Source organism: Bacillus sp. Marseille-Q1617 (genome assembly GCF_903645295.1).
GTDB lineage: Bacteria > Bacillota > Bacilli > Bacillales > Bacillaceae_B > Rossellomorea.
Genome location: NZ_CAHJXM010000003.1, coordinates 774,016 through 799,949, shown reverse-complemented (window position 1 = coordinate 799,949; position 25,934 = coordinate 774,016). Strand labels below are relative to the sequence as shown.

The 25,934-nt window shown below is 46.9% G+C and carries 24 protein-coding genes and 2 pseudogenes; 3 read left to right on the top strand and 23 right to left on the bottom strand.

All coding sequences use genetic code 11. The features are described 5' to 3' along the window. Positions 1-43: 43 nt before the first annotated feature. The 5 genes from HWX64_RS21375 to HWX64_RS21355 all read right to left on the bottom strand — a co-directional run bounded on the left by HWX64_RS21375 (position 44) and on the right by HWX64_RS21355 (position 3,158). Positions 44-424 (bottom strand): YkvA family protein, encoded by a 381-nt coding sequence (locus HWX64_RS21375; RefSeq protein WP_175991496.1) that lies wholly within the window; start codon positions 422-424, stop codon positions 44-46. A 14-nt stretch (positions 425-438) separates the two neighbouring features. Then, a complete protein-coding gene (locus HWX64_RS21370; protein ID WP_175991495.1) occupies positions 439-714 on the bottom strand; it encodes a hypothetical protein in 276 nt (91 codons plus the stop codon). A 244-nt stretch (positions 715-958) separates the two neighbouring features. Further along, a complete protein-coding gene (locus HWX64_RS21365) occupies positions 959-1,219 on the bottom strand; it encodes a hypothetical protein (protein ID WP_175991494.1) in 261 nt (86 codons plus the stop codon). A 159-nt stretch (positions 1,220-1,378) separates the two neighbouring features. Next, positions 1,379-1,819, bottom strand: coding sequence for a GNAT family N-acetyltransferase (locus HWX64_RS21360; protein ID WP_175991493.1), 441 nt, complete (start codon positions 1,817-1,819; stop codon positions 1,379-1,381). Positions 1,820-2,123: 304 nt separating this feature from the next. Then, positions 2,124-3,158 carry a zinc-binding dehydrogenase gene (locus tag HWX64_RS21355; protein ID WP_175991492.1) on the bottom strand — a complete coding sequence of 345 codons (1,035 nt, stop codon included), beginning with the start codon at positions 3,156-3,158 and terminating at the stop codon, positions 2,124-2,126. A 208-nt stretch (positions 3,159-3,366) separates the two neighbouring features. Between HWX64_RS21355 and HWX64_RS21350 the strand changes: the two genes are divergently transcribed. Beyond that, positions 3,367-3,525: a hypothetical protein gene (locus tag HWX64_RS21350; RefSeq protein ID WP_175991491.1), complete on the top strand. Its 159-nt coding sequence runs from the start codon at positions 3,367-3,369 to the stop codon at positions 3,523-3,525. A gap of 165 nt (positions 3,526-3,690) precedes the next feature. Here HWX64_RS21350 and HWX64_RS21345 read toward each other — a convergent pair whose 3' ends face one another. The 5 genes and pseudogenes from HWX64_RS21345 to HWX64_RS21325 all read right to left on the bottom strand — a co-directional run bounded on the left by HWX64_RS21345 (position 3,691) and on the right by HWX64_RS21325 (position 8,032). Then, complete coding sequence (locus HWX64_RS21345) at positions 3,691-4,272, bottom strand: nucleotidyltransferase family protein (RefSeq protein ID WP_175991490.1); 582 nt, start codon at positions 4,270-4,272, stop codon at positions 3,691-3,693. 137 nt (positions 4,273-4,409) lie between these two features. Continuing rightward, complete coding sequence (locus HWX64_RS21340; protein ID WP_175991489.1) at positions 4,410-5,603, bottom strand: MFS transporter; 1,194 nt, start codon at positions 5,601-5,603, stop codon at positions 4,410-4,412. Between the two features lie 303 nt (positions 5,604-5,906). Continuing rightward, positions 5,907-6,293, bottom strand: a complete 387-nt coding sequence (locus tag HWX64_RS21335; RefSeq protein WP_175991488.1) for a hypothetical protein — start codon at positions 6,291-6,293, stop codon at positions 5,907-5,909. Between the two features lie 166 nt (positions 6,294-6,459). Beyond that, positions 6,460-7,476 carry a DUF4179 domain-containing protein gene (locus tag HWX64_RS21330; RefSeq protein WP_175991487.1) on the bottom strand — a complete coding sequence of 339 codons (1,017 nt, stop codon included), beginning with the start codon at positions 7,474-7,476 and terminating at the stop codon, positions 6,460-6,462. Further along, a pseudogene (locus tag HWX64_RS21325) lies at positions 7,473-8,032 on the bottom strand (sigma-70 family RNA polymerase sigma factor). Before HWX64_RS21325 ends, HWX64_RS21330 begins: the two are co-directional and overlap by 4 nt. A gap of 373 nt (positions 8,033-8,405) precedes the next feature. On the opposite strand from HWX64_RS21325, the gene HWX64_RS21320 reads away from it, so the two are divergent. Beyond that, positions 8,406-8,903, top strand: coding sequence for a DinB family protein (locus tag HWX64_RS21320; RefSeq protein WP_175991486.1), 498 nt, complete (start codon positions 8,406-8,408; stop codon positions 8,901-8,903). 112 nt (positions 8,904-9,015) lie between these two features. On the opposite strand, the gene HWX64_RS21315 is transcribed toward HWX64_RS21320, so the two are convergent. Continuing rightward, positions 9,016-9,915, bottom strand: a complete 900-nt coding sequence (locus HWX64_RS21315) for a YitT family protein (protein ID WP_175991485.1) — start codon at positions 9,913-9,915, stop codon at positions 9,016-9,018. 64 nt (positions 9,916-9,979) lie between these two features. After that, entirely contained in the window at positions 9,980-10,300 is a 321-nt protein-coding gene (locus tag HWX64_RS21310) for a hypothetical protein (protein ID WP_175991484.1), read from the bottom strand. A 163-nt stretch (positions 10,301-10,463) separates the two neighbouring features. Here HWX64_RS21310 and HWX64_RS21305 point away from each other — a divergent pair, with 163 nt between their 5' ends. After that, on the top strand, positions 10,464-11,072 hold the full coding sequence (locus tag HWX64_RS21305) for an FMN-binding negative transcriptional regulator (RefSeq protein ID WP_175991483.1): 609 nt from the start codon (positions 10,464-10,466) through the stop codon (positions 11,070-11,072). A gap of 90 nt (positions 11,073-11,162) precedes the next feature. Here HWX64_RS21305 and HWX64_RS21300 read toward each other — a convergent pair whose 3' ends face one another. The 11 genes and pseudogenes from HWX64_RS21300 to HWX64_RS21245 all read right to left on the bottom strand — a co-directional run bounded on the left by HWX64_RS21300 (position 11,163) and on the right by HWX64_RS21245 (position 25,933). Beyond that, a complete protein-coding gene (locus HWX64_RS21300) occupies positions 11,163-11,930 on the bottom strand; it encodes a TerC family protein (RefSeq protein ID WP_175991482.1) in 768 nt (255 codons plus the stop codon). An 853-nt stretch (positions 11,931-12,783) separates the two neighbouring features. After that, positions 12,784-12,855 (bottom strand): annotated as a pseudogene (locus HWX64_RS22020) (DUF1541 domain-containing protein); the annotation flags it as partial. A gap of 150 nt (positions 12,856-13,005) precedes the next feature. Beyond that, on the bottom strand, positions 13,006-14,568 hold the full coding sequence (locus HWX64_RS21290) for a GH32 C-terminal domain-containing protein (protein WP_175991480.1): 1,563 nt from the start codon (positions 14,566-14,568) through the stop codon (positions 13,006-13,008). A gap of 66 nt (positions 14,569-14,634) precedes the next feature. After that, entirely contained in the window at positions 14,635-16,104 is a 1,470-nt protein-coding gene (locus HWX64_RS21285; protein ID WP_175991479.1) for a glycoside hydrolase family 68 protein, read from the bottom strand. Between the two features lie 279 nt (positions 16,105-16,383). Continuing rightward, positions 16,384-17,652, bottom strand: a complete 1,269-nt coding sequence (locus tag HWX64_RS21280) for an ABC transporter substrate-binding protein (protein WP_175991478.1) — start codon at positions 17,650-17,652, stop codon at positions 16,384-16,386. Then, entirely contained in the window at positions 17,649-18,806 is a 1,158-nt protein-coding gene (locus HWX64_RS21275; RefSeq protein WP_175991477.1) for a response regulator, read from the bottom strand. Before HWX64_RS21275 ends, HWX64_RS21280 begins: the two co-directional genes overlap by 4 nt. Positions 18,807-18,821: 15 nt before the next feature. Further along, positions 18,822-20,531 carry a sensor histidine kinase gene (locus tag HWX64_RS21270; protein ID WP_175991476.1) on the bottom strand — a complete coding sequence of 570 codons (1,710 nt, stop codon included), beginning with the start codon at positions 20,529-20,531 and terminating at the stop codon, positions 18,822-18,824. Between the two features lie 782 nt (positions 20,532-21,313). After that, a complete protein-coding gene (locus tag HWX64_RS21260) occupies positions 21,314-22,780 on the bottom strand; it encodes an aldehyde dehydrogenase family protein (protein WP_175991475.1) in 1,467 nt (488 codons plus the stop codon). 13 nt (positions 22,781-22,793) lie between these two features. After that, a complete protein-coding gene (locus HWX64_RS21255) occupies positions 22,794-23,531 on the bottom strand; it encodes an SDR family oxidoreductase (protein ID WP_175991474.1) in 738 nt (245 codons plus the stop codon). Positions 23,532-24,331: 800 nt separating this feature from the next. Then, positions 24,332-25,120, bottom strand: coding sequence for an ABC transporter permease subunit (locus tag HWX64_RS21250; protein WP_254871257.1), 789 nt, complete (start codon positions 25,118-25,120; stop codon positions 24,332-24,334). Between the two features lie 21 nt (positions 25,121-25,141). Next, complete coding sequence (locus HWX64_RS21245) at positions 25,142-25,933, bottom strand: ABC transporter permease subunit (RefSeq protein ID WP_175991472.1); 792 nt, start codon at positions 25,931-25,933, stop codon at positions 25,142-25,144. Position 25,934: the final 1 nt, after the last annotated feature.

Here is a 25,934-nt window from a genome sequence, read left to right as displayed (position 1 = left end):
TCAGAGAAGGACCGTCTCATAAATGTATGGAAGCGAAATCAGGCTAGCCGAATAACCCATAAACCTTCAGAATACCCCACACCATCATGATGAACCATAACAAAATAATGACTGAACCCGCCAACCAATTTTTCGGCTTGTCCTTTTTCAACATTTCTTCTGCCTTTCGCTCACATTCTACTATTACTTCATCTGGTATCATCTTTAACGCAAAGACGATACCCACAGGAACGAGAATGACATCGTCCAAATAGCCAAGTACAGGTATGAAATCAGGAATCAAATCAACCGGACTCAGCGCATACGCCACTACACACGCTGTGAATAATCTTGCATACCATGGCACCCTGTCGTCCTTATACGCTAAATAAAGGACCAAGATTTGCTGTTTTAATTTTTTCGCCCATTCCTTCATTTTCTCCATAAGATGCTCTCCTCTTAAATCGGACTATATTTATGAAATGATATATAAAGAAGTAAGCCTACATAAAACATCATCATAACTCCACACATCAATCCCATAGAAGCCAGCATTTTCTTCTCATTCTTTTTCAAAAGAGCCAGAATGCTAAATAGAATAGTTAAAACTATACCGATTGATTGTATACTCATAAAGTATCTAGGAAAAATATTAGTGAACAAAGGGTGTAAAATCAACACTATACCTAATCCAAATGATACGTAACTTAACCAAGAATATCTTTTTCTTTTCATAATGCCCCTCCTGCCCTTTTTCGATTTCCAGCTCATGCCCTTTAACAGCAACAAGGTCACTTTTGCTTATCTAACCCTTCCCCGTTACCTTCAAAATGCTTGTATACTTCATTTTATGTAAAACCTGAAATACCACCTTGACTGATCACTCCGTTGTTATAATCATAATAATAATTATGATTAAGCAAATAAAAGATTTTCTACAAAATAAAAAGGCTTAGAAATGCCTAAGCCAAGACTCTCCTTAAAAATCATTTCCCCGCAATGCAAAAATAAACGAAAGAATAAAAGTCAAAAAGGCAACCGGAAGAGCAATCAGTATCGTCGCAGAAGCCTTCCTCCAAAACCCGCTCTCACTAAACCAGGAGGCCGCTGCAGAACCTACATATCCTACGACGATAATCCACACCCACAGCTGGCCGATTTGTTTTCCAACGAGAGCCTGTAAAAGTAAAGACGTCAATATCAGAATGAGAATTGAGACAACCCCCAGATATTTTCGCAATCGAAATCCTCCCCGTAAAAAATACTTACTATATTGAGATTCTTATAGCTGCCACATTAAAATATGTCTCTTTCACAATAAAAAGGTGTCCAGTGTATCGAGTCTTAACCATCGTCTTCATTTAAAAAGACGGTCCTTCACTGAAGAACCGTCCCTCCTTTATAGATATTTAACCACAGCCATCTCCCTGCCAAATCGGTCTCCCTCATCAATAAACCCGAGGCCTGCATACAGGTTATGGGCACCCTTGTTGTCCGGGTGGTAGCCGACGACGATTTTTTCCGCATCAGGCAGCTTGGCCATTTCCTCTATCATCCGTCTCGTTGCTTCTTTTCCTATCCCTTTTCCCTGACTGGACCGTTCTACCATGATCCTGTAGACCCAGTACGCGCCAAGCTCTTCCTTAACTGAATTGAACATCAGGAACCCGGCCATCTTTTCATCACCGTAAATGGCAAATGCCCTGAGCGTCGGTTCGAATTTCGTCTGCGCAATCGAAATCGCATTTGATTCCAAGTATTCGGCTTGATCTTTGGTTAATTCCAATTGGCAGCACTCGTACCAATTTTCCGAGTTGATTTCTACTAATCTTACATTCATTCTATTTTCCCCTTTCGATTTCGGGGACCACCTTTGTTAATGAGGCGTACTCCCCTTGTCTGTTCCTTTTTTCAATGCAGGATGTTTTTTCATCATGAACGCCTCCCTTAACAAAAATGGCCTAAAGTATTCAGGCATAGCTATCATACCATAATTTTCTAGATTGGAAGTATAATTATTTTGACTACGTACTTGTTGAACGGATCCGGACCCGATTTGAAAGTGACATTTTTGGGTCACTATCCCCTAATCAAAGGACAAGGCAGCTCCGGTTTGAGCCGGAGGACCCGTCCTCATGACCCGCCTAAGGCAGCAATACGATCTTCCCCAGCTTCCCCTTCTCCTTAAAATACACCTGTGCTTCTTTTGCTTGTTCCAATGGAAAGGTCTTATCGATGACAGGTGTTATTTTCCCTTCAGAAATGGCTATCAGCATCTCTTTGAACTCTTCTCTAGTCCCCAGCACAGACCCGTACATGGTGATATGTTTTAAATACAAGGTCCGAAAATCGAGATTTGTCTGCTGTCCCCCGGCAGAGCCCGATATACAGAACTTCCCGCCTTTCTTCAGAACCTGAAGAGACGTGTCGAATAGAGCGTCGCCCACCACATCCAGGACGGAGTCGACTGGTCCCCCGTTCGCGTTTAGAATATCTTCTTCCAGGTGTTCGGAGTGATAGGATACGACATGGGACGCCCCTAATTCCTTCAACCTTTCTTCACCGCCCAAGTCACCAACGACCGCAATGACCTTGGCGCCAAAAACATTTGACGCGATCTGCACATTCAACGAACCCACCCCGCCATTCGCACCCGTTACCAGGATCGTTTCCCCAGGTTGGACTTGAATCTGGTTCACCATATGCCACGCTGTCAACCCGCTCACCGAAAAAACGGCGCTTTCCGAATAACCGGAAAGAGGCATATTAAAACAGAGTTCAGCCGGCCACACGACATATTCAGCATACCCGCCGTCATACTCCGATCCGATGAACGACATATCCTCCGAAATATGCTCCAATCCACTTTCCCCACTCGAGGTAAAAGGAAACAGCACAACATCCCTGCCTATCATCGATTGAGGTACAGAACTCCCGACTTTCACAACCTGCCCCGTAATATCAGAGCCGGGAATCCTCGGGAACTGCACCCCCTCCGGCCGCCAGCCCGATTGGGTGCCGGTTCCGTAAGCCCCTTCTCTCATCCAGATTTCAGTATTATTAATCGCACAAGCCTTAACGTTCACAAGAACTTCATTAGCTTTTGGTTCAGGAACCGGGATATCCACCACTTCCAGCATATCCACATCCCCGTATCCCGTTACTCGCACCGCTTTCATAGCCATCATCCTTTACCGAATCAGAATCATTTGAAAACTTATTATTTGTTGTTTCATTTTTTTTAATCATAATTTCCGATCCACAATCGGGGTCTGTCCCCCGTCGCCCTAACGCTTTAATTGACAGGCGGACAGGCCCACCCTATTAGGAAACGAATATCGCCTCCCCATTCCGCCCATAATAAAACCCAAAAGGATGGTGAACAGTATGACACAAAACCAACAGCCTAACCAAAAATTAGACTCTGCAATGAAACCCGACTTCGCGGGAACAAATGCTCAGGAAGTGAAGAAGCAGATCCAGAAGGACGTGAATGCGGGACAAGGCGCAATGACTTCACGTGAAGCTGGTGCGATGCGGGGTTAGCCTCAGTCTCACTATTTTAATATAGAACAAGGGCTGATTCCCCGCCAAACCTGCAGCAGGGAATCAGCCCTTGTTTTCCTTTTCAATAGGCACAACGATCTTTCGTCAGATAATGGATAATAGCATCACAGGACCTGTTCCCTTGCACTATAAACTGAAACAGCTTTATTCACCATGTTCCCCTATATGATGAATTCGAATCTTATTCCAAATCCCTTTCCAATTCTTCTTCCTGACCCGCTCCTCGTAAATCACTGCACGCTCTTTCGTTTCCATAAAATAAGCGGTTGGTTTTAATTCCAGATTTAGTACATCCTCTATCCCGCAAGGTGCGGTTAGAACCAGCTGATTTTCCTTGTTCAGCTTCACCCCAAGAGCCGTGGCCGTTTCAGGAAATTTGGAAATGGCATCTTCAGAAGAAGTGTAGGGTGGGATATGATTGATAACGTGCATCCTGGCCTCATTTTTAACAGACCAGGGAATGCCGGTCAAAATGCTTCTCAACTTATTCTCCCATTCCTTTTCAACCGCTTCATCCAATCTCGTGTCATCAAAATAAATCACATCCACATCCGGAGTCTTCGTCCGTTCATCGAACCCATGCAGCGTATCCCAGATTTTCGACCGGACGAATCCTGCACATATCCACCAGTCCGGCAAATCCAATGTGCTCGCAGCCTCCAAAATCTCCATCATCTCATCATCGCGTCGGATCACCGCAAGAATATCTTCTTCTGTCTTCAACATGTTGAATTCCCCCCTCATCCCACTCGAACATTTATTCTCATTTTAACACAGCAGGATGAAAAGGAAGCAGTCTCAGAATAGAAAAAAGCTGCCTCCCACTTCAAAATGTGAAAGGCAGCTATATCTTAAAGGCACATTCACATCTTCCTCCGCGCCCTCATCCGTCCAACAACCAAATACCCTCCGGCCATCACAAAAAAGATCACCAGCAAGCCCGCGAATCCATCCGTAAACCCGCTCCGCTCAATTGCATATCCAAACAGCGGAAAGCTGATCATGATTACAAAACTCTCCATCAACCCGATCAGTGAAAGAAATGTCGACCTGACGTTGCTTTCCAGGAAGCGCTGAATGAATGAGCTGAAGATCGGTTCGAACAGGCTCAACAGCTGCGCCAGGAACAGGAAGGACAACAGGATCGCCCAGTCAGTGGCAAAGATGAACAGGATAAAGAACATCAGGAATAGTCCCAATCCGTAATAAAGGATATTGAAAAACTTGAACCGTTCCTCCACCTTGTATGCAATCTTTGCCATCACGACACCGAGCAGTCCTTCAATCGTGAAAATTGCCCCGACCACGATCGAAGAATAGCCCAATTGAATGAAATATTCCTGTCCGTAGAACACGATGATCACCATCACAGCGCTCGCCAATATGAACAGTACGACAGGCTGATGGATGACGGGATTGTTTTTCCAGACCCTCACACCAAGCTTGAATTGATGGACCCACTGGTTATACCATCGACCGCCGATGTCTTCCGTCTTATCACGTTCTGGTTCCTTCATGAACAGCAGCGGAATCACGGCAAGGACATGGGTGACGATCGTCGAGACGTATACCCATTCCCAGCTGACCTCGGCCATGAAGCCGCCGAGGAATTTAGCCAGGCTCAACGATAATAGGGAAATCGCCGTCATGCTCCCGATGACCCTCGTATAGTCTTTTTCACGGTTTTGATTTTTCAATGTGTCATACGCGAATGCCTGCTCGGCCCCTGAATGGAAGGTGACCATCAGCCCCATCGACAGAAACGCGAGCGTGAACACCGTAAATGTCCCGCTTATTAGCATGAGCAGTGCATACAGGAGGCTGAACAGATTCCCGATTACGAGGCTGACCTTCCTCCCGTACAAATCGGCGATCATGCCGGTCGGCACCTCAAATAACACAATGGCGAGATGCAGCAAAGCTTCGAGCAGTCCGATCTCACCGAACGTCATGCCTTTATCGCCTAAATAAATGACCCATAACGCACGGTCGAAAAATAACTGTGCAAAAAATAGATAAAAATAAAGCAGATAGATATTGTTTTTTGTCTTAAACATCGAATGTCGTCCTCTCTTAAACAAAAAGTCAAAAAAAGCCGCAGGGCATCATCCCCTGCGGCTTTCGCTATTATTTCAGGAAATCATACATCGTTCATGGATATTCAGCTAAAAATGGACAGACCTGTCCCGTTGGCAGCTGAATATCCAAAAATAGACATCATGAAAACAAGATATTTCTTTCTGGCCCTGATGTCCACAGTGAACGATTGCATGAGTTTCCCTCCTTTATGTTTAAGATTCTCTTTTATTATATAGAGGTTTCCAGTTATAGACAAGTGAATTTTAGGGCTCATACTCCATTCAGTCTCTTCTCGAAACCTGAACCCCATTCTGTACAAATTTAATCTCTTTAAAACTCCCCCAAAAGCCTTCTGCCTCAATTGAAAAGAATTGATCGGGGTTATCCCTGTTCCTGTAAAGGCGCTTTGTCTGCATCGCCATATTCAAAAAACCCGTCGAGGAATCATAATATCCATCTGCATTCCAATATGTACTGCGTGCTGAAGCCTCCCCGCCTTCGCTACTCAGCTTCAAAGTATAGCACTGATCATCCATACAGTCGACTTCATAGGTATCCGATACCCACCAGACAAAATCGTTTTCATCTGGTTTATTGATAAACATTGCAGCGACTCCTACTAGAATAAGAGCAATTGCAGATAACGCAGCAAGCCATTTTTTATTCATTTTATCCCCCCTCAAAAATAGTTTACCAACCTTTTAGACTTTCTTAAAGCAGCAGTCGGGTACCACTCATACCAAACGAAAAGAAGCGCAGGACCGGTTCTGCAACAATAGAACCATTCTTTGCACTTACTGACTTTTCTGGGTGCATCTAATCTGAGCCCCTATCCTATTCCCCCAGCTCAATCACAATCGGCTCAAGCTCAACTTCTTCATGCCCCTTACCTGACATCAGACTTGCAATCTCAACCGGCTGAATGATGAGCTGACTGGCATTTTCATGAATTGTACCGAACGCAGTGGTCCCTTTAAAAGTCTTACCGTCATCCTTCGACACACCACCGCCGCCCGTTCCATCGATGTACACATGACCAAGATCGTCAGTCACTCTGAAAACAGGTGTCACACTCTGCCATTTTTCAAGGAGTTCATCCGTCACCACCTGCTCATAGGCAATGACCGTAGACACATCCGTGAATTCAACCGATTTCAGCGTAAAGGTTACATCGTCGTGCTGGACGATTTCATTGATAAGTTTCTCCTCACCTTCAAGGCGCTCCAACGAAAAGGCAAATGACCAATCCCCCTTCTCCTCTAAATCATTTTCCATGTTTGTAAAGGCATGCGGCGTCCAACTGATGTCCACCTCTTCCGGAGGCTCATCCTCAAAGTGCGGTGTAAAGGTGGATAAGCCGACATAGCGCGTTTCACTGATCCGTGTGATTTCGTTGCTGCCTCCGCTCCCGGTTGATCCCGCGACGTCAAACCAGTTCGGTCCGGTCATTTGCATGAATTCCCCGAAATCCTCTTCCGTTTCAATCGCGAACGACACCGTGATATTCGTTCCGTCGTATACCGCATTGTCGATCATGACCGTCACCCCATTATCCGTCTCCGCAAGACCGATATCTGTGGAGAACGTTTCAAAGTTCTTGTTTTCTTCTCCATTAAAATACCGGATGACATCATCCATAAATGGTATTTGTGATGCAACTGACGGCAACGCAAAACTTGCTGCAGTCGTCGCCCCGATCATAATGACAGCGGCCGCTGCAATCTTACGCCAAACCGGTGCCTTTTTGCGTTTTTTCCATACGTGCTGTTTGACCCGTTCTTTTTCCGCATCCGACACATCCAGTAACTCAAGCTGATCGACATCAAGCTCCATCCATTCCTTCATGCTCATACGAATAGCTCCTTCACCTTCAAATTAGAGGCCAAAATCTTCTTTCCCCGGTACAAGCGGTTATCGACAGCCGCTTTCGTCAGCCCCAGATGGTCAGCGATCTCACCGTTTGAAAGCTCCAAATAATATTTCATCATAAAAATATCACGGTCATTTTCCTTCAGTTGACTGATCGCAGCTATCAACTCATCCCGTTCTTCCCGCTTCATGACGGAAACGTCCGTTTGCAATGGACTCGCTTTCCCCTCGGTTCATCCGACTGTTCATGGGCCATCCGTTTTTTCGCCTGGCGGTACAGGTCTATGGCTTTGTATTTCGCAATCATGCCGATCCATTTTTTAAAATCGCCCGAATCACCCTCAAACTGACGTGCATTCTGCCAAACCGTCAGAAACACATCATTGATGCATTCATCGATATCCGGCTGCTTCATACTGTGCAGAATCTTCGTCGCGATCGTCTTTACAAGTGGCATATACGCATCAATGACATACTCAAGTGCATCTTCTTTCTGTTTTTTTAACCTAGAGATAAAGTTTACCGGGGAACATTTCATCTTTTCCGCTCCTTTAGTTATTGAAAAAGCTTTTTCACAAAGTACAACGAACTGTGGAGGAGATTATTCTCAAAAATATACAGTTGAAGGATAAAGGAAGGATTTACTTGACGGTCATCTTCATTTTGTATATGGCTTTTTTAATAGAATACCTCTATCAAACACACAAAAATAGCCCCTGCAGAAAAAATCCATCAATGGTAATTACAGGAGAGAAAAGCTTAACAAGGATTTTTCAAAAAAATACCGAACTATACCATTATGAAACTCAATACTGTCAAGGGAAGTAGTAATGAAATTTGAGAAGGGAGTAAGATTTTTTCTTATCTATTAAATTTGAAGAATCACACTAATCAATGAGGAGATGGGTTCTATGCAAGTTGTAACCAACATGTTTTTAGATCAGTTCGACATGCATGTTCATGAGAATGATTGGTTTGCCTCCATGGATCAGGCGCTTCAAGGATGCACCGCAGCTGAGGCAGCATGGACAAGTTCGGGAAACAGCAATTCGGTTTGGCAGATTGTCAACCACCTGATATTTTGGAATGAAGACGTAATCCATCGAATGAAGGGCACAGAGAATCCCCTGAAGGCAGAAGACAATGAAGAAACCTTTGGAAATCCGGGGGATCCAGAAGACGAAATGGGATGGACACAGACAGTGCAGCGCCTTAATGAAGTCATGAATAATTTAAAATCGGCCATTGAGGACCTTGACGATGAAAAGTTAAAGGCTCCATATGCAGCTGACAGGTACTCTTATGAGCGTTTACTAAGCCAGATCATGATGCACGATACGTATCATGTCGGTCAAATTGTCCTGTTGCGGAAGCTGCAATCCTCTTGGGGAGGCGTTGATTGGTCCTGAAATTCTGTGCTTAATTGAATAACCGTCTCAAAAAAACCGGTCAGTGGCAATAGCCATTGACCGGTTTAAATGCAAATACCCTTGCCGAGGGACCTGTCCCCTCGACCTACCCTTAGTGAATGTCCCTCTTCTTAAATCTTCCTCCACGAACCTCATTGATATCCGCCACGGCGAGAAATGCTGAAGGATCGAGTTCTTCGACGATCGATTTCAATTTGGCTTCCTCGAGACGTGTCACGATGCAGAAAATCACTCTCTTATCGTCACCGGAGTAGCCTCCTTCGCCCTTCAGATAGGTAACACCGCGACCCAGGCGCGCTAATATCGCATCCCCGATTTCTTGATCTTTATCACTGATGATCCATGCAGATTTCGATTCATCGAAACCATCGATGACAATGTCGATCGTTTTAAAGGCAATGACATACGCAAGAACCGAATACATGGCACGATCCCAGCCGAGGACAAATCCGCCCCAGGTAAAAATAAAGACGTTGAACAGCATGATGAATTCGCCGACGGAAAATGGGAACTTCTTATTTAACAGGATGGCAAGGATTTCACTTCCATCCAGGGCACCCCCATACCGAATGACGAGCCCCACCCCTGCACCGAGGACAATCCCGCCGAACACGGTGGCGAGCAGCATATCTTGAGTGAATGCCGCCACGTGGTGAAGGTAATTCGTTGCCAGGGATAAAATGGTGATGCCGATCAGGGTCGATATGGCAAATGTCTTTCCGATTTGTTTATAACCGAGAAAGAAGAACGGTATGTTCAGGAAAAAGATAAACGCCCCCAGGCTGATGCCTGTAAGGTTATAAAGAATGATCGAGATGCCGACAATCCCGCCATCCATAATCATATTGGGAACAAGGAATACTTCGATCCCGAGCGCCATCATGATCGCTCCCAACAGGATGAAAAAACCCCGTTTCGCGATCTTCGCTTTTGTTAATTTCGGATGCTGCAGCCTTGATTTCACTTGCTGCTCCAATGTTTCTTCAGTCATTTCAACTTCCCCCTATTTCTATCATTTCATGGTAAATGATCTATATATAATGAATTTAGATAGATTAGGAGAGATAATTGGACTGGTACATGACGACTTCAATGAACCCAATCGTATCAGGAGAAATGACCATTGCGGGCTCCCCCGTCAAACCTGCGGGTGCAAAGGATCTGATTTTCTCAGTCAAATACGCTTTTAGTGGCACCCCATCATCAACCGGATGAGGAAGTGAAGAGGCTGTAGAGAGGATCATATCAATTCCCCTCAGGTGAGAGGTATCTGCTTTCAATTCTTCCTTGACGCTCACATCTTGGTATTCCAATATATGTACTTGCTGAAGTCCTGCTAGAAATACAAGTAAAGACCAGATCGAACCTTTCCTCACTCTTTCCCCTCCCCCGACATCATTTCCTCTATAAATTATACCTTATTGCACACATTAGGCAAAATCTCTTAACCAGGGGGCCACAGGGATATATTCCGCAAAAAGGGTTTCCTGCCCTCTTTACAGAATCTATACTTCATAGACAAATAGAAAGGAGCACGTCATGTATATCCCGCCGCAATTCAAGATCACAGACGAATCGATTGCTTATGACATCATAAAAGAACACGGCTTCGCGACGCTCATTTCCCAGCAGAACGGAATGCCCGCGGCCACTCACCTGCCATTGCTGCTTAACGAGGATAATACCTGTCTTTACGGCCATTTTGCCCGCCCGAATCCGCAGTGGAAAGAAATCGAAGACAGCAGCGCACTCGCCATTTTCCATGGCCCGCACTGCTATATCTCCCCCTCCTGGTACGAGACGAATCAAACCGTGCCCACCTGGAATTACGTGACCGTTCATGTATACGGAAATGTCGAGCTTGTGGATGACGAAGATGAAGTGATGAAGTCGCTGCAGGACTTAGTGATGAAATACGAAGCCCCTGACAGCCCGTACAAATTAGAGGATGTCGATTCCAAGTACCTGGCTGGCATGAGCAAAGGAATCCAGGGCTTCAGACTGCACATCACAAAAATCGAGGGGAAGGCGAAGTTAAGCCAGAACCATTCAGCGCATCGCCAAGAGCGGGTCATCCAGGCGCTGGAACGAATACCGCATGAGAATGAGCAGGAAATTGCACGGTTGATGAAGAGGAATCAGCGGTAAGCTTCAAGGCTTCATAAAAATACGGCTTCACAAAAAAATGGGGTCTGCCCCTCAAATGGGGGACAGACCCTATATAAAACGCTGTTGCTTCTAACTTTCCTGAACTTCCTTCGGCTTGGATTTCATCCATCCTACAACCCCGATTCCTACCAGAACCGCCCAGAAGATACCTTTCCAAACCGGACCCTTTGCGAATTCATATGCGATGACCCCAACGGCCGGATGAGCGAGTGTGTAGACGGCAAGCTTGACGCCGACCCATCCGACAATGACGAAGGCAGCCGACTCAAGTCCGGGACGTTTCTCCAAGAGGCCGACAAACGCAGACGCCGCAAAACGCATGATGACGAGCCCGATGATGCCCCCAAGCAGAATGACAATGAAATGTCCGCCGTCCAGTCCGCCGATTGCCGGAAGGTTCGTCTCAGGCAAAGTGACCGCCAAGGCAACTGCTGCCAGGATCGCATCCACCGCAAACGCGATATCCGCTGCTTCGACTTTGACCACTGTCCACCAAAAACCTGACGACTTTGGTTCTTTTTTTTCTTTATGAGGTTCCATTGATTTTTTCAACACGTGCTTTTTCAATAAATGATAGATGGCAATCCCCAACAGATACATGGCACCGATGGCCTGCACCTGCCAAATGTCCACCAGATACGAAATCAGGAACAGGGAACCGAACCGGAATACAAACGCCCCCGCCAGACCATAAAACAACGCCTTTTTCCGTTTGTCCTCCGGTAAATGCCGGACCATCGTGGCAATGACCAGCGCATTATCCGCCGCCAGAACCCCTTCCAACGCAATCAAAATCATCAATACCCAGCCGTACTCAAGTATTAAAGACCATTCCATCGGTCATCCCTCATTTCTCATTTTGAATAAGTATTCACAACTGACAGCTATACACCGACATGCCCCACGATCCTACATCTCCTGCCACTCCTTTTTCCCATAGAAAAAGACCTCTACCGATTGGTAAAGGTCTTATGTCTGCAATCTATACGCAAGGGGTCCTTTACCGTTCAGGCAAAGGTCTCGCAAGCAACATCCCTGTTGCCAAGTGAACCGGAGACGGAAAACCCGTCACGAAATGACGACACACTTGAAAGCTACTCCCCTTTGGAGTCTTACCTATTTAATTAAATTTGCTTCTTCCTTCACTATAGCAAGCGGATCAACCCGGAGTCAATAGGCAGATGTATCATTTTATTGGCAAGAGGGCAGGTTGTGGGATCCGGGCTGCCAGCTGGAGTCTATGCTCTCCCATTTTGGCTTAGGGGACCTTTTTTGTATAAAATCATAAATTTTTTATTGGATTCAGGTTCAAAACGTGTGGAAGATTGATTTTTAAGGGAAAGGCGCGGGTCCAGCATCCCTCAACAGAGCTGCCCGGTTTGCTATATTATCAATACTGGACACTTTATTATCAGAAAATCTAAATATATTATCAAAACCATATTTTCACCCGTTCCAGCAGCAGAGGCGCCACTCTATATCGTATCAGGACCTGCCCCCCTTTGCTGCTCTAATACTTTAGTGGACAGGGGATCGAACAGACCGCGTCCCTTGGTAGCATGTCCAGGGAGTGACTCCAGCCATTGCCCTCATCCATACATTAAGTCCCCCACAATGCCTTACCAAACAAAAAAGCCGTGCCCGGCACCAGCAATCCAGGAACAGCCCCAATCACAAACTCCTCTATTCCCGTCGACAATTCACTCTCCGTCACCCATTTATGATTCTTCACTTCTTCCCCGCCGTCCGTCGGCATGTAATCCCACCATGTAGACGGCCGTTTGGAATTCATTTCTGTGCCTCCTTAAGACGGCTTTAATTTTGGCAAGCAGCACGTCTATAAAAAAACACCCTTATAATTTTTTATAAGGGTGTACATCACTGATATATAAGAAGTTTAAAATTATGATAATCATTGTGAGGAACCTATCTTCTCCACCTTCAAATGCTCAAACGTCACTTGTCCCCCTTCCGAAAATAATGAAATACCTTGATCCCTCACTCGCGGAAAGACCAAATTCGTATGAACGGTCCGACCACCATCAATAAAGACCTCGACACTCGTCTTATCAACCAAGATAGTGAGGTGAACCTGTTTAGCAGCGGAATCGAATGGTGCCTTGCTTTCCAGGAATGTCCCTTCTCTGTCCGGTTGATCGGTAAATCGCCGGTTCACGTAAGAGTGGTCACCTTCCAGGGAGATTCCAGCATCGATATGTCGGGACCGATCTTCGGACTCGCGTAATCTGAAGCCGACTTGATCGGCCTCATCCCAAGAAATATCCGCCTCAATCCGATAAGTCGCCCCTTCAAAATCCAGCTTCTCCATTCCATCTTCAATAGTAATATCCTCAAACCTCTCTGAAGATTCCACCAACCCATCAAGCGCTTCAATAGGCTTCGAACCAAGAAAATATCCACCCTCAGCATCACCATCCAACCTGATTTCCCGCACGATTGAATCAGTCCCATTAAACCCATCATGCTCCATCGTTGGAGTGTTATCCGCATACGACCACTTATTCATCCAGGCAAATGCATAACGCTTCTCTTCCTTATCCTCGGCCTTTCCGTCTTCAAACGTGACCCCTCCATACCAATCGAATCCATGATCCAGCCACTGTGGATCCGACTGATCTGCTTCAAACGTGCTTCCATTGAATTCCCCAGTCCAATAGGCATACGTATTCGGTTCCCCAATCGTTTCTCCATTGGCACTCACTCCAAGCACCCATTTCACCATTCCATCAGGGGCTCTCAATTTGAACAGATCCGGACATTCCAGCACGCCTAAGTCCGATGTGTGGAAGTCCCCTGTAAACTCCCAGTCCTTCAGATTCTCAGATTCATAGAAACCGACCTTTAAACCTTCCGCCATGAGCATGACCCATTTGTCACGCTCATCATCCCAGACTACTTTGGGATCACGGAAATCCTTCTTGCCCGGGTTTTCTAAAACAGGATCTTCACTGTAATTCTTGAAGGTCTTTCCTTCGTCGGTACTCACCCACATGTATTGCTCCTGCTCACCCGTCTCCCCGGTTGGCTGGGTCACGATCGCAATGAAGGCATCCTTTCCGAACCCGGCTGTATTCTCCCGGTCGATGACGACGGAGCCGGACCATGGATCGCCGTTTTCATTGGTGTATTTCGGGATCGTCACCCCCTGGTCTTCCCAGTGGATGAGATCCTTGGAGACGGCATGGCGCCACTCCGTCCCATTGCCGTCCGGGTAGTCTTGGTTATAAAGATAGTAGTAATGGTATTTACCTTTATAGTAGACCGGCTTTTGCGGGTCGTTTTTCCACTTGTCGGGGGTCGTGAAATGGTAGGATGACCGGTACGAACCATCCTTTTCAGCCTCTGGGGATTCGCCTTTGTCATGAGATTTCGTCCACCATGCAGCCGCTCCAACCAGCAGGACGATCAGAACGATCAGCAGGAAAATCCTCTTCTTTCTTTTTATTGGATTCATTTTTTTCCACCGCCTAATAAAAAAAGAAAATGCCATCAATGACATTTCCTTTTTTGAAGTTTGCTTTTATTGCTCGTCGTAAGTGATTTGACCTTGCTCCAGGATGCCGCTTTCCACAACAGAGGATTCCTTGTTGTTGATATCAAGCAGGAATGATGGAGCGAATGTTGATTTATGATCCTCGAAATAACCACGGTTCGTCATGTAGCTGGTTACGACGAATTTGTCGGATTCTTTTTGCGGGATCACATAGTGTGCGTACGTCCAAGTGATATCGTTCGGATCCAGGTCCTGATGTAGGACGATTCCTGTTTTGTTCATCGGTTTGAACTCGCCTGTCAATGAGTCAGCCACATAACCAAGCATGTAGATGTCTTCATTGTCTGTTCCTTCAATGGTCATTTTCGATCCTCGTGTGCTGGTGAACAGGTAGAACTTTCCGTCTTTCTGGAAGATGTTCGGGCGTTCGATTTCATCCGTCACCGTGTTCGATACAATCAGCGGTTTCATTTCTTTCTTGATCGTATAGTCATCATTGATTTCGATGATTCCAATGGCACCGTTCGCGAGCTCTGCCAAATCTTTCTTAGGGCTTTCCTGAAGGGATTGGAATTCCTCTTGGAAGAAGCTCATTCCGTTTCCGTAGTACGCACGGTTATAAAGGGAATCTTCACCTGCGTAGCCGTACTCTGTACCTGTGTTTGCTTCGAATACTAAGTATTTTTTGCCATTGTCTTCGATGTAGTGGGGGTCACGAAGCGTATGGTTGTTCATGAAGTTACGGTCTTCGAATGCTTTCCCGACTGTTTCATAGGTATCTCCGTCGCCGCCGCTGTAGATGGATTTGTGATCCTCGACACCGTCGATGTTCAATTCGTTTTTCGCTTGTTCAGAGATATTCACTTGAGCCGTCGTCAATGATTGACGTCCGAATAATCCCTTGCTTTCATTGAAGTCTCCGCGGTTGGTGTAGAATAAGCGGATATCACCGTCTTCTGTGAAGAGTGCGGAGCCCGACCATTCTTCAACCTGACCCTTTAACGTTTCATCGTTCGCTTTGTATTTATCTTGATCGTCGAAGACACGGCCTGCATTCTTCCAGGCATCGATGGAGTCATCACCGACTTTCTTATAGAACATATAGATGAAGGTATCATTGGCGTTTTCAGGGTCGCCGGCAAGTCCGAATACAATGTGATAGCCGTTGTACTCAGCTACAGTGCCGTCTGCGTTTTGAAGCGGCCATGTATCCCATACGTCCATTTTGATTTCATTTCCGTTTTCATCAATCTTCGTTGCCGATTCTACATTTTTTATGGAAGAGGCGTCGAAGGAAGGAACTTTGAATTGAGCGTCTTCCTGCTGCTCTACCATGTTCTTCATATCCTGGCGGGTGATTTGTGATGTGCCATACGTTTCTTTGTATCCTTTTTCAGAAGCCCCGTTGGCAGAAACCGATGTGAAGCTCCCCCCGAAAAGAATGGCTGCACTTAACGATACAACTGTTGCTTTGCTTGCAAATTGACGATAGTTCATTATGTACTCCTCCTCGTATATTATAAGTTCCGGCGCTCTAAGCTCGCCTTACATATATCAGTATAAGAGGGGTGCCCCAAACTGGATATGGCATGGATTGATGTCATTTTCGTCTTAAATTGATAAGGGGGAATATGGGCTCAGATAGGGGGAGGATAATAGTCATTGAAATACAATCATTGAGGAGAATACTCCAGGTGTCCTTTTCTTTTGTCCATTAGTAAAAATGCGCCGAAAATGAAACCGACCCGTCCATCTGGACGAGTCGGTTCTCTTTTATTAAGAAGAGGATGACAGGCATGCCCCTTCCTTCCAAGCCTTATCGAACTGCTCTAATGCAACCTGTCTCGAGCTTGCTTCATTGATATAATCCTGCATGATCTCTCCCATCTCCTTTTTAATACAAGGGGAAAATGAGGACCAATTGAAGGTGTCCGTCTCCTTGATCAGCTGCAGGGTTTCCTCACCGAGCGGGCCGATATCCTTAACTGGGATGTCCTTGAAGGCCGGGATGAAGTGGAACTTCTCCGTCATGTATCCCTGTCCTTTCTCTGATGACACCATCCAGTTAAGGAACTTCTTCGCTTCACGTTTTTCCTCAGGGGAAGATTGGGAATTAATGACCCAATAGCCCGGGACGCCTGCAAGGACCCTGCCTTCTTTACGATCATTGAGAGGCACTGGGAACATGCCGACAGGAATATCCTTTCCTTCAAGCAGGGGCTGGATCCAGTTCCCCTGCAGGATCATGGCGGCCTTCCCCTCTGTGAACAGTTCGAGCTCCGTATAATAATCGGTTCTCGCGGGGCGTTCATTTCCGTAACGGACCGTTAGATCGATGAGGGAGAATAGATCCTGGAATGACGGATTGTCCCGGAAGCTCGTTGAACCGTTATCCAATCCTTGAGTAAATCCCTTGTCTGCTTGAACAAAGGCGACACTCGCCATATGGTGGCCAAGCTTCCAATCCTCGTAATAGCCGTTGGCAAAGGGCATGATCCCCTTCCGGTCGAGCTTAGAAGCTGCTTCTTCAAGCTCCGGGTAGGTGGATGGCAGGGAAGTGATGCCCGCCTTTTGAAAGAGATCCCGGTTGTATACGATACCAAAGCCTTCTATATTCATCGGCATCCCGTATACCTTATTGTCCAAGGTGATCCCGCTGAGCACATTCTCTGATGTCCTGTTGACCCACGGTTCATCTGACAAATCTTCTAAAAACCGTCTCCATTCTTTCGCAGCTGCCCGTCCGAGGTTGGTGAAGATATCCGGTCCTTCACCCGCTGCAAGCTTCGCAGTTATATCGGAATAGTCATCCGCCGCTCCCCCAACTGTTTCCACCTTGATGGCGACTCCCGGGTTTTCTTCCTCATAAGTGGATACCATCTGTTCGAACTCGCTGGCGATTTCCACCTTGGGATTGCGGATTGTGAGGGTGACCTTTTCTTCTTCAGGTTCCGATTCCTTTATCTCTTCTTTGGTCTCGCCGCAAGCTGTGAGTGTGACAGAGATGAAGCCGATGATGAAGGCTTTGAGTAGTTTCTTTTTCATTCTGATCCCCCACTTGACCGGTATTCAAACGGCGTCAGTCCGGTCACTTTTTTAAAAAGCTTCGAGAAATATTTCTCATCCTGATAGCCGAGCATGGTGGATATCGAATAGATCGACTCCTCCGTCTCCATAAGCCACGACTTCGCCTGCTCGATCCGGATCTTGGTCACGAACTTCGACAGGGTCATGCCCGTTTCTTTCTTGAATGTCCTTGAGATATGTTCCCTGGTGAGGAAAAACATTTTCGACAGCTTTTCAAGGGAAATATCCTCCATATAATAGGTCTCTACATAGGAGACGAGCTCCTGGATGCGCCTTGCCGCCTCCATTTCATCGGGACGGCGGATCGTCCGGTACTGATTCTGTTCAAGCTCACGGGATAATCCTTCGTACACGTCCCGGGTGCTTCCCGGGGAATCGAGCTTGTCCTGTACGAGGCGGACGGGAACGGTCATGTTTTCACTCATCCACTCTTCCACATAGAGCCACTGATCCTTCGCAGTGATCACGATGCAAAGGCTGTCCCCGTCAAGAAAGGTGAATGCCCTGCCGATTTTCCGGATTCGAAGCTCTTTATCCAAGGCTTCTATATGTATTTCAGGGCGCTGTTTCCCATAGAAGGAAACAAGCGTCATGTCCATTTCCCTTTCATCGGGTAGAAGGGATACGAGGGTGTCCTCCGAGACCGTCTCTCCTGAACAGATGGCGGTCATGATCTGGTTCCCGCGCAGCCTCATCGCTTCTTCCAGGATCTCTCCCTTCTCGATTCCCTCTGCCGCTTCCTGCTTCACAGCCTTCACCACTTTTTCCAGAACAGCCTGGAATGCCTCCTCCTCAATGGGCTTAAGAAGATAATCGAAGCTGTTCAACTGGATCGCCTTCCGCATGAAGGTATAATCGTCATACCCGGTGACGAGGATGATCTTCCCCTTGAAGGACAGCTGATTGATTTCTTCAATGAGCTCCATCCCCGTCATCTTCGGCATTTTGATATCTGTGAAGATGATGTCGGGCGCCTCTTTCTTGATGATCCCGAGTGCTTCGACTCCATTCGCCGCCTCAAAGATCTCCGTGATGCCAAGCCTCTCCCATTCCCCGAGCTGGCGGAGGACATTGCGGACATTCCGTTCATCATCGACTATCAGTGCTTTCATTCGTTTTCCCCCTCTCTAGCGATCTTCCAGGAATGGAAGCGTCATGGTGACCCTGAAGCCCTTCCCATCCATTCGGTCTATGTCAAAAGATGTTTCATCATTGAAATTCAACTGCAGGCGTTCATATATATTCTTTAGACCAATCCCTGAATTTGCACGACCTTTCTTGTGAAGGGATGACTGAACTCGTTTCAGCTCTTCTTCGGTCATGTGCACACCGGTATTTTGTACAATGAAGGTAATGGAATTCCCCTCTCGTTTCCCGTGGATTGCCAAGGAAGAATTCTCATATCCTTCTTCATAGCTATGCTTGAAATAATTCTCCACAAGAGGCTGGAGGACCATGCTCGGAATGGATGCGGGAAGCACGTCCTCTTCCACTATGATATCCGCCCGAACCCCTTCCCCAAAGCGTTCCTTCTGAAGGGAGAGGTACGACTCGATATAGTTGAGCTCATCCTTGACCGTGACCCACTGATCCGCATAAAGGGAATACCTCATCATCTTCGACAGGGAGGTGATAAGCCTGTACACATCCTTCGCATTGGACCTGAGTGCTACAGCGCCGATCGTTTGGAGGGCATTGAAAAGAAAATGCGGATTAACCTGGGACTTCAAGGCTCGGAACTGATTCTTCCGGCTCTCGATCTCCAATTTATACTCACGATCGATATGCTGATTGATCCGATGCATCATATCATCCATATGTTCCTCTAAATGTCCCAGCTCATCCTTCCGGGAGGTGGTGAAATCGATATCCAAATTCCCTCCTTCGATGGACCTTACCTTTTCACTAAGGTGGATGATGGGTTTGGTGATGATATGGGAAATGACGATGACCATGATAATCCCGAGGACCACTACACCGATCCCCAATAGTATATTCGAATACGCAGCTTCATTTACATCCTTGAACAGGGCATCTTTCGGAATGATCTTCACGAGCTTCCAGCCTTCCAGTTCCCCTTCAAGTTCCTCTTTCAGAATGAGTTCATCTGGTGACGCTTCACCTTTGAATGTCTCTCCTTTTCGGCTGGAATAGATGATTGTACCATTATCATCAAGGAGCGCTACCCGTGCATCCCCCGTATCGGACAGATGCTGGATGATCGACCCGTAGGAATTCAGCTCGATATCCATGGACAGGAATCCAAGGAACTTACCCGTCAGGATATTTTTCACCTTGTGATGTATGGTAAGCACCTTCGTCTTATCCGATTCCGGGATGATCGCCGCGTTTCCAGTATTCTCGATCACATGGGGGGCTTCGATGAGATAATTCTGCTCTGACTCAGACAACTTTTTAAAAAGGGGATCCAGAAGGATATCCTCCTGCACTTTCGGGGCACTGAACTTCGAGCGATATACCGTCATCGCCTCTTTATCCCGGTTGAAATAAAAGCGAAGCTGACGGATGTCAGGACGGGTGACGGAGAAAATCTTCATGCTTCTCTCAAAGGAATTCTCCTGATCCCCCTGCAGTCCCTGTTCGAATACCCTCAAAACATCGGGGTCGTTATAAAGGGCATAGGGAAGGGATATCATGTCCTCGAAATACCGTTCCAGCACCGCCCCGCTCTCCTGCAGTTCTTCCCGGCTCGTCTCGATTTCATGCTCCTCGACACTGGTCTTTGTGTTGCTATATATGATGAACACCGACAGAAAATACGGCAGGATAATGAACAGGATCAGCATCCCGAACAACCGGCTGCGGACACTTCTCATCGGCACACCCCCTTTCGTTATTCCATTCCGACTTTCAGCAAGTCTAAACTATAACAGAAGCGAAGAACCCGTCAATGATTCGTAAGTCGTGCTGATCGGCTGTGTATGGGTCTATGGGGTTATTATGCAGGTGGGACAGGGAAAATATGATAAAATTGAAAAGACCCGCCAATCGTGAGGACGGGTCTTTTGTATTTTTAAGATTGTAAGCTCGTAAGTCACTGAAAATTGCGGAATGATAAAGGCTGGAACTAACTAAGTCCTTCAGCTTCACCCTTTTTTCTCTCCCGTTTCACCAGCATCCCCATTGGAAGATACGTGATGTAAAAAACGACAAGCGCCGCTATTTCAAGATTCATATAATATATGACTCCCGATCCGAAAAAGGACAGGATCGTTTTAGATTCGGTCGGATTTGCCAACTAGAAGAAATTCGTGTCGAGAAGAAGGTTAAGAAAGAAAATCGGAACCGCCGCTCCCCTCGCTCGCCGCATGACCCAAATTTAGAATCATTCTAAGTGGCTCATAAAATGAAAAAGCGGCTCGTATTTTTGAAATCTGGCCTGTAGTTTTGGAAAGCGGCTCGTATTTTAAAAAGTGTCCCGTAAATTTGATAAACAGCACGTAAAACGACCGCCGGCCTGACTTTCTCTATCCCATCTCCATCGTATCCACCACAATCTTCACCTGTAAAAGACCAATCTGTCTATTTTAATTAAAACCAAACATAAAAAGGGCTGATTCCCGGCAAAACCACTGCCGCGAGATCAGCCCTCTTCTATTTATTTCTTCTCGATAAACGGACCATAATCCCTTTGCTTATGCTGGACGCCGATCCATTTGACGGTGGTGAATTCCTCCAGTGCCCACTCACCATTGAACCGGCCTAGTCCGGAATCCTTCTCACCGCCGAACGGCATATGCGGTTCATCGTTTACCGGCTCATCATTCACATGGATCATGCCGGTCTGGACTCGGTGGGCGATGCTTGTCCCTCTTTCAATCGAAGAAGAATGAACCGCTCCGCTCAGCCCGTACGGATGTTCATTGGCCAGTCGTACCGCTTCTTCATCGTCTTCGAAGCGAATCATGGCGGCGACAGGTCCGAAGATTTCATTTTTCGCAATCGGCATTCCGTTGGTTACACCCGTCATCACGGTTGGGGAAAGCTGATTGCCTTTAGCGTCACCGCCTAAGATGACTTCAGCGCCCTGCTCCTTGCTGGCGTCGATGTCTTTCAGGATGCGTTCAGCCTGGTCTTCATCGATCAGCGGTCCGATGTGTGTTGCTTTCTCAGCCGGGTTGCCCGTGTTGAGTTCCTTCACCCGCGATACGAACGCTTCAACGAATTTGTCGTGGATGTCTTTGTGCACCATGATCCGGTTGATCGACAAGCAGATTTGACCCTGATGATAGAACTTGCCGAACAGCGCCGACTCGACTGCTTGGTCGATATCGGCATCATCGAGCACGATGAAGACATTATTGCCGCCGAGTTCGAGTGCCGTTTTCTTTAGATTTCTACCGGCCAGCTCACCGATCCGGCGTCCGACCTCGGTTGATCCAGTGAACGAAATGAGGCGCGGGATCGGGTGTGTGACAATGTCGTCCCCGATTTCGGAGCCGCGTCCGACGACGACGTTCAACAACCCTTTTGGAAGGCCTGCTTCTTCAAAAATGCTCGCGAACAACAATCCGCCCGTCACCGGTGTATGGGTCGCCGGCTTGACTACGACACCGTTACCCGTGGCAAGGGCCGTCGCGATCGATCGCACCGCGAGATGAAACGGGAAATTCCACGGGCTGATGATGCCTACGACTCCGAGCGGCTCCCGGTATACACGGTTTTCTTTTCCCGGCACCTGCGACGGCAGGATCTTCCCTTCCATCCGGTATGGATAGGTGGCCGCTTCCTTCATGCTGAGGATCGACACCTTCACCTCGCCGGCCGCTTTCATGTACGTACTGCCGGATTCCTTGATGAGCCAGTCGATGATCATCTCCTGATTATCTTCAACGATGCGAACCGCTTTTTCCATCACCTCGCGCTTCACCTGCGGGAGCTCATTAGCCCATTCCTGCTGCGCCTTCTGTGCAGATTGATAGGCGTGGTCCAGGTCCTCCTTGCTTGCTGCCTTGATTGTGCCGAGTTCTGATTGGTCATATGGATTGCGGTTTGTGATGGTACTGCCGCTGTTCCCGTCTGTCCACTCACCATTGATGAATAGTTTTGTAAAATCCGTCTTCATATCCTTGTCCCTCCTACATTCCCTGCTGCGTCGGGCGCACAATGATTTCGTTCACATCGACATGCTCCGGCTGCTCGACCGCATATGATATGGACTTGGCAATGTTTTCACTATCCAAAGGCTTCATTTCCTGCTGCTTGAAGGCCTCCAATACATCCTCATCCGTTATGGTTTCCGTCAGTTCTGTGGCCACCGCTCCAGGACTGATGATCGTCGTCCGGATGTTATGGGACGCATTCATTTCCTGACGCAGCCCCTCGGTGATTGCCCGGACCGCATACTTCGTTCCGCTGTACACCGAACTTCCCGGCATGACTTTATGACCGGCGACGGAAGAAATATTGATAATATGTCCCGACTTCTGCTCTTCCATATACGGAAGCACGGCCGCGATCCCGTACAGGACGCCCTTGATGTTCACGTCCACCATCTGATCCCATTCCTTGATCTTCCGCTTATTCATGAACGAAAGCGGCATGAGTCCCGCGTTGTTGACAAGGATATCGATGCTACCGCACTCCTCATTCGTCTTCTTCGCAAGGTCTTCCATCTCATCAGCATTCGTCACATCCGTCACCTGATAAAAGGCCTTGCCTCCGCTCTCTTGAATCTCCTGCTGAAGCTCTTTCAAGCGCTCTTCCCGTCTCGCTGCAAGCATCACCGTGATCCCCTTCGACGCCAGCTCCTTCGCAGTCGCCTGTCCGATTCCGCTGCTTGCTCCTGTAATGATTGCTGTTTTAGTTGTAGTCATGTATGATTCCTCCTGTTTATGTGTTAGATTTCAGTTTACTGTTCTTATCTACATATCCTGTTTTCACGAAAAGTAGATGGGTTAAACAAGAGGTGGAGAGTTTGGGAGATGGGGATGGGTTTGAGGGTCTGGAGATAGGGGCGATAATTTACGTATTTGGGAAGCAGTGAAACTGTATGGAAGGCCACATACGAGAGAGGAATCCCTAGAATATGTGTATATTTTTGCCGGGAACTTGAAACCGGGCCGGATCCTGCCGGAATCGCTGCTACTTCATCGTTAAAACAAATCTTTTTCTTACAGGATTGACGGATTTCCAGCCGGATGCAGATTTATAAGCTGGTAATCCCGTATAAAAAGAGCTCTCCCCTTGCTTAAAAATGGATGCACGATAATTTATGATCCTGTTTCGGGATTTATGATCCCCAATCCGAATTTATGATCCTATATCGAAATTTACGATCCTGAAACTAAAAATACGATCCTAAATCATAATATATGATCTTCTGATAATCATTCTAAACTAGAGGTTCCGCCCATGCCCCCATGTAATTTATTCAGGTTTAATGGCACGAATAGAGATACTGACTGGAGAATATTTACGGGGTGATGCCCCTTTACCGCAAGCGAAGTGCGAAGTGGGACACGGGCACAGGCACCTTGTCCAAACAGCAGTCCATTCATAATTCAAGGCCCATCCCTGAGTACAGTAACGCGTTAACGCACTCTGGGACGGGCCTTTCAGTTTTGACCTATTAGTCTTATTAATAATCAAGAACAGAATTCTGTCCTCCTTAACGCTACACCTTTAAATCCCTCTTTCTGTAAGCCCCAAAAGTAGCCGCACCCAGCACAAGGATCAACCCAAAGGATATTCCCACAAACAAGGGGTTCAATCCGTCAGCAAGCACGTTCTTTGCATCGAAGTATTTAAACGGAGTCAAGTATTTCAACCCTTCTATCTTCTCGCTCAGGTCGATCGCGAAGGATAATATGAAGGTGATGAGCAGGATGCTGGTTGCCAAGACGGATGCTTTTCCGGGCCGTTTGGTCAATGCAGCCACTGCAGTTCCAATGACGATAAATAATACTTGGAGGATCACCATTCCGGCCATGAGGCTTCCGATTTCGCCGGTTACATCACTATCTTCGGCATAGTGTCCGACGATTGCAATCGAAACACCCCATGTAACCAGGGTCAGGATCAGTGCATTCGTCAATGCGGCCAGCATCTTCACCGATATTACCTTCCCCCTTGTCACCGGTTTCACAAATAAGAATTCAACCGTCTTATCCCGTTCTTCTTTCGACAGGATAACGGCCCCAAGCATCGCCGCATGAATCGTTGCCATCAGGATAATATACAGAAATAGAAGGCCGTAGTATCCAACTGCGGTTGATAAATCCAAGCCGCCTCCCCCCATGAAGGATTGCATCGCTTTTGGCATACTCTCCATTAATTCATTCATTGACTGACCCGAAGACGTAAAAGCACCGTACTCACTCATCCCTGCACCGATCAGCGCCGCCATCCCGATGCACCAGATGATCAATGATTTGCGATGTGCCTTCAATTCTCTTAGATACATATTCACGAACAATCCCTCCTTCTATACCGTATGAATGTCTTTTTTCTTATACACGATGAAGCTGACAGTGAAGGAAACGATGATGATAGCAGCTCCCACCATCAAATACGGCCATTCATAAGCCTCCTCATTCATCACGTACGCGTAATCTATATACTTGAACGGCGAGAAATAACGACCTGCTTCTTCCAGCCCTGCCACCATTCCAAGAACAAAGAATCCAAACACCACACCAATCGAGACACTGACGACGGATTTAATTTTTGGAAAAAGTACCGCCAGCAGCGTACCCAGTGCGAACATGATTAAACTGATAATCAAGAGGCTCAAGGAAATTAATAGAAAAGCAGTCAAGCTGAATTCATCCTCCGCCACCGCTTTGGCGATGATGACGGCAGCTGCCACATACACGACGTTGGTAAAAAGAATACTCGTCAAGGCAGCCATTAATTTGGAGACAAGGACCTTTGATCTCGTCACTGGTTTTGTAAAGAGAAAGTCTGCTGTCTTCTCACGGATTTCCTTCGAGCTGATGGATATCCCAAGGGTCATGGCCTGGATGGCCCCGCATAATGCAATATACAAAAAGGTATAGGAGTAGTATCCATTGACGGATCCTATGGTCTCAACTTGAAGCCCCAAAGCCTTTCGCACGCCTTCAGGAAACCCTTCGAGTGCTTTCTTGAATTCGTCGATTTCCTTTGCTATCGGAGGGAACATCGACATGAACAAGAGAGCTAGTCCGATAAGGGCAAATGTCCACATGAGCGTATTCTTGCGGTATGCCTTCAATTCATACAGATACATATTCATG

Coding starts and splice junctions, on each gene's coding strand:
- HWX64_RS21300 (WP_175991482.1), bottom strand. CDS start 11,930: ATGGAATGGTCTTTAATACTTGAGTACGGCTGGGTATTGATGATTTTG.
- HWX64_RS21360 (WP_175991493.1), bottom strand. CDS start 1,819: ATGAATGTAAGATTAGTAGAAATCAACTCGGAAAATTGGTACGAGTGC.
- HWX64_RS21375 (WP_175991496.1), bottom strand. CDS start 424: ATGGAGAAAATGAAGGAATGGGCGAAAAAATTAAAACAGCAAATCTTG.
- HWX64_RS21250 (WP_254871257.1), bottom strand. CDS start 25,120: ATGTATCTAAGAGAATTGAAGGCACATCGCAAATCATTGATCATCTGG.
- HWX64_RS21280 (WP_175991478.1), bottom strand. CDS start 17,652: ATGAAAAAGAAACTACTCAAAGCCTTCATCATCGGCTTCATCTCTGTC.
- HWX64_RS21285 (WP_175991479.1), bottom strand. CDS start 16,104: ATGAACTATCGTCAATTTGCAAGCAAAGCAACAGTTGTATCGTTAAGT.
- HWX64_RS21290 (WP_175991480.1), bottom strand. CDS start 14,568: ATGAATCCAATAAAAAGAAAGAAGAGGATTTTCCTGCTGATCGTTCTG.
- HWX64_RS21330 (WP_175991487.1), bottom strand. CDS start 7,476: ATGAGCATGAAGGAATGGATGGAGCTTGATGTCGATCAGCTTGAGTTA.
- HWX64_RS21255 (WP_175991474.1), bottom strand. CDS start 23,531: ATGACTACAACTAAAACAGCAATCATTACAGGAGCAAGCAGCGGAATC.
- HWX64_RS21345 (WP_175991490.1), bottom strand. CDS start 4,272: ATGTTGAAGACAGAAGAAGATATTCTTGCGGTGATCCGACGCGATGAT.
- HWX64_RS21315 (WP_175991485.1), bottom strand. CDS start 9,915: ATGACTGAAGAAACATTGGAGCAGCAAGTGAAATCAAGGCTGCAGCAT.
- HWX64_RS21335 (WP_175991488.1), bottom strand. CDS start 6,293: ATGAATAAAAAATGGCTTGCTGCGTTATCTGCAATTGCTCTTATTCTA.
- HWX64_RS21270 (WP_175991476.1), bottom strand. CDS start 20,531: ATGAGAAGTGTCCGCAGCCGGTTGTTCGGGATGCTGATCCTGTTCATT.
- HWX64_RS21340 (WP_175991489.1), bottom strand. CDS start 5,603: ATGTTTAAGACAAAAAACAATATCTATCTGCTTTATTTTTATCTATTT.
- HWX64_RS21245 (WP_175991472.1), bottom strand. CDS start 25,933: ATGAATATGTATCTGTATGAATTGAAGGCATACCGCAAGAATACGCTC.
- HWX64_RS21275 (WP_175991477.1), bottom strand. CDS start 18,806: ATGAAAGCACTGATAGTCGATGATGAACGGAATGTCCGCAATGTCCTC.
- HWX64_RS21260 (WP_175991475.1), bottom strand. CDS start 22,780: ATGAAGACGGATTTTACAAAACTATTCATCAATGGTGAGTGGACAGAC.
- HWX64_RS21305 (WP_175991483.1), top strand. CDS start 10,464: ATGTATATCCCGCCGCAATTCAAGATCACAGACGAATCGATTGCTTAT.
- HWX64_RS21355 (WP_175991492.1), bottom strand. CDS start 3,158: ATGAAAGCGGTGCGAGTAACGGGATACGGGGATGTGGATATGCTGGAA.
- HWX64_RS21350 (WP_175991491.1), top strand. CDS start 3,367: ATGACACAAAACCAACAGCCTAACCAAAAATTAGACTCTGCAATGAAA.
- HWX64_RS21320 (WP_175991486.1), top strand. CDS start 8,406: ATGCAAGTTGTAACCAACATGTTTTTAGATCAGTTCGACATGCATGTT.
- HWX64_RS21370 (WP_175991495.1), bottom strand. CDS start 714: ATGAAAAGAAAAAGATATTCTTGGTTAAGTTACGTATCATTTGGATTA.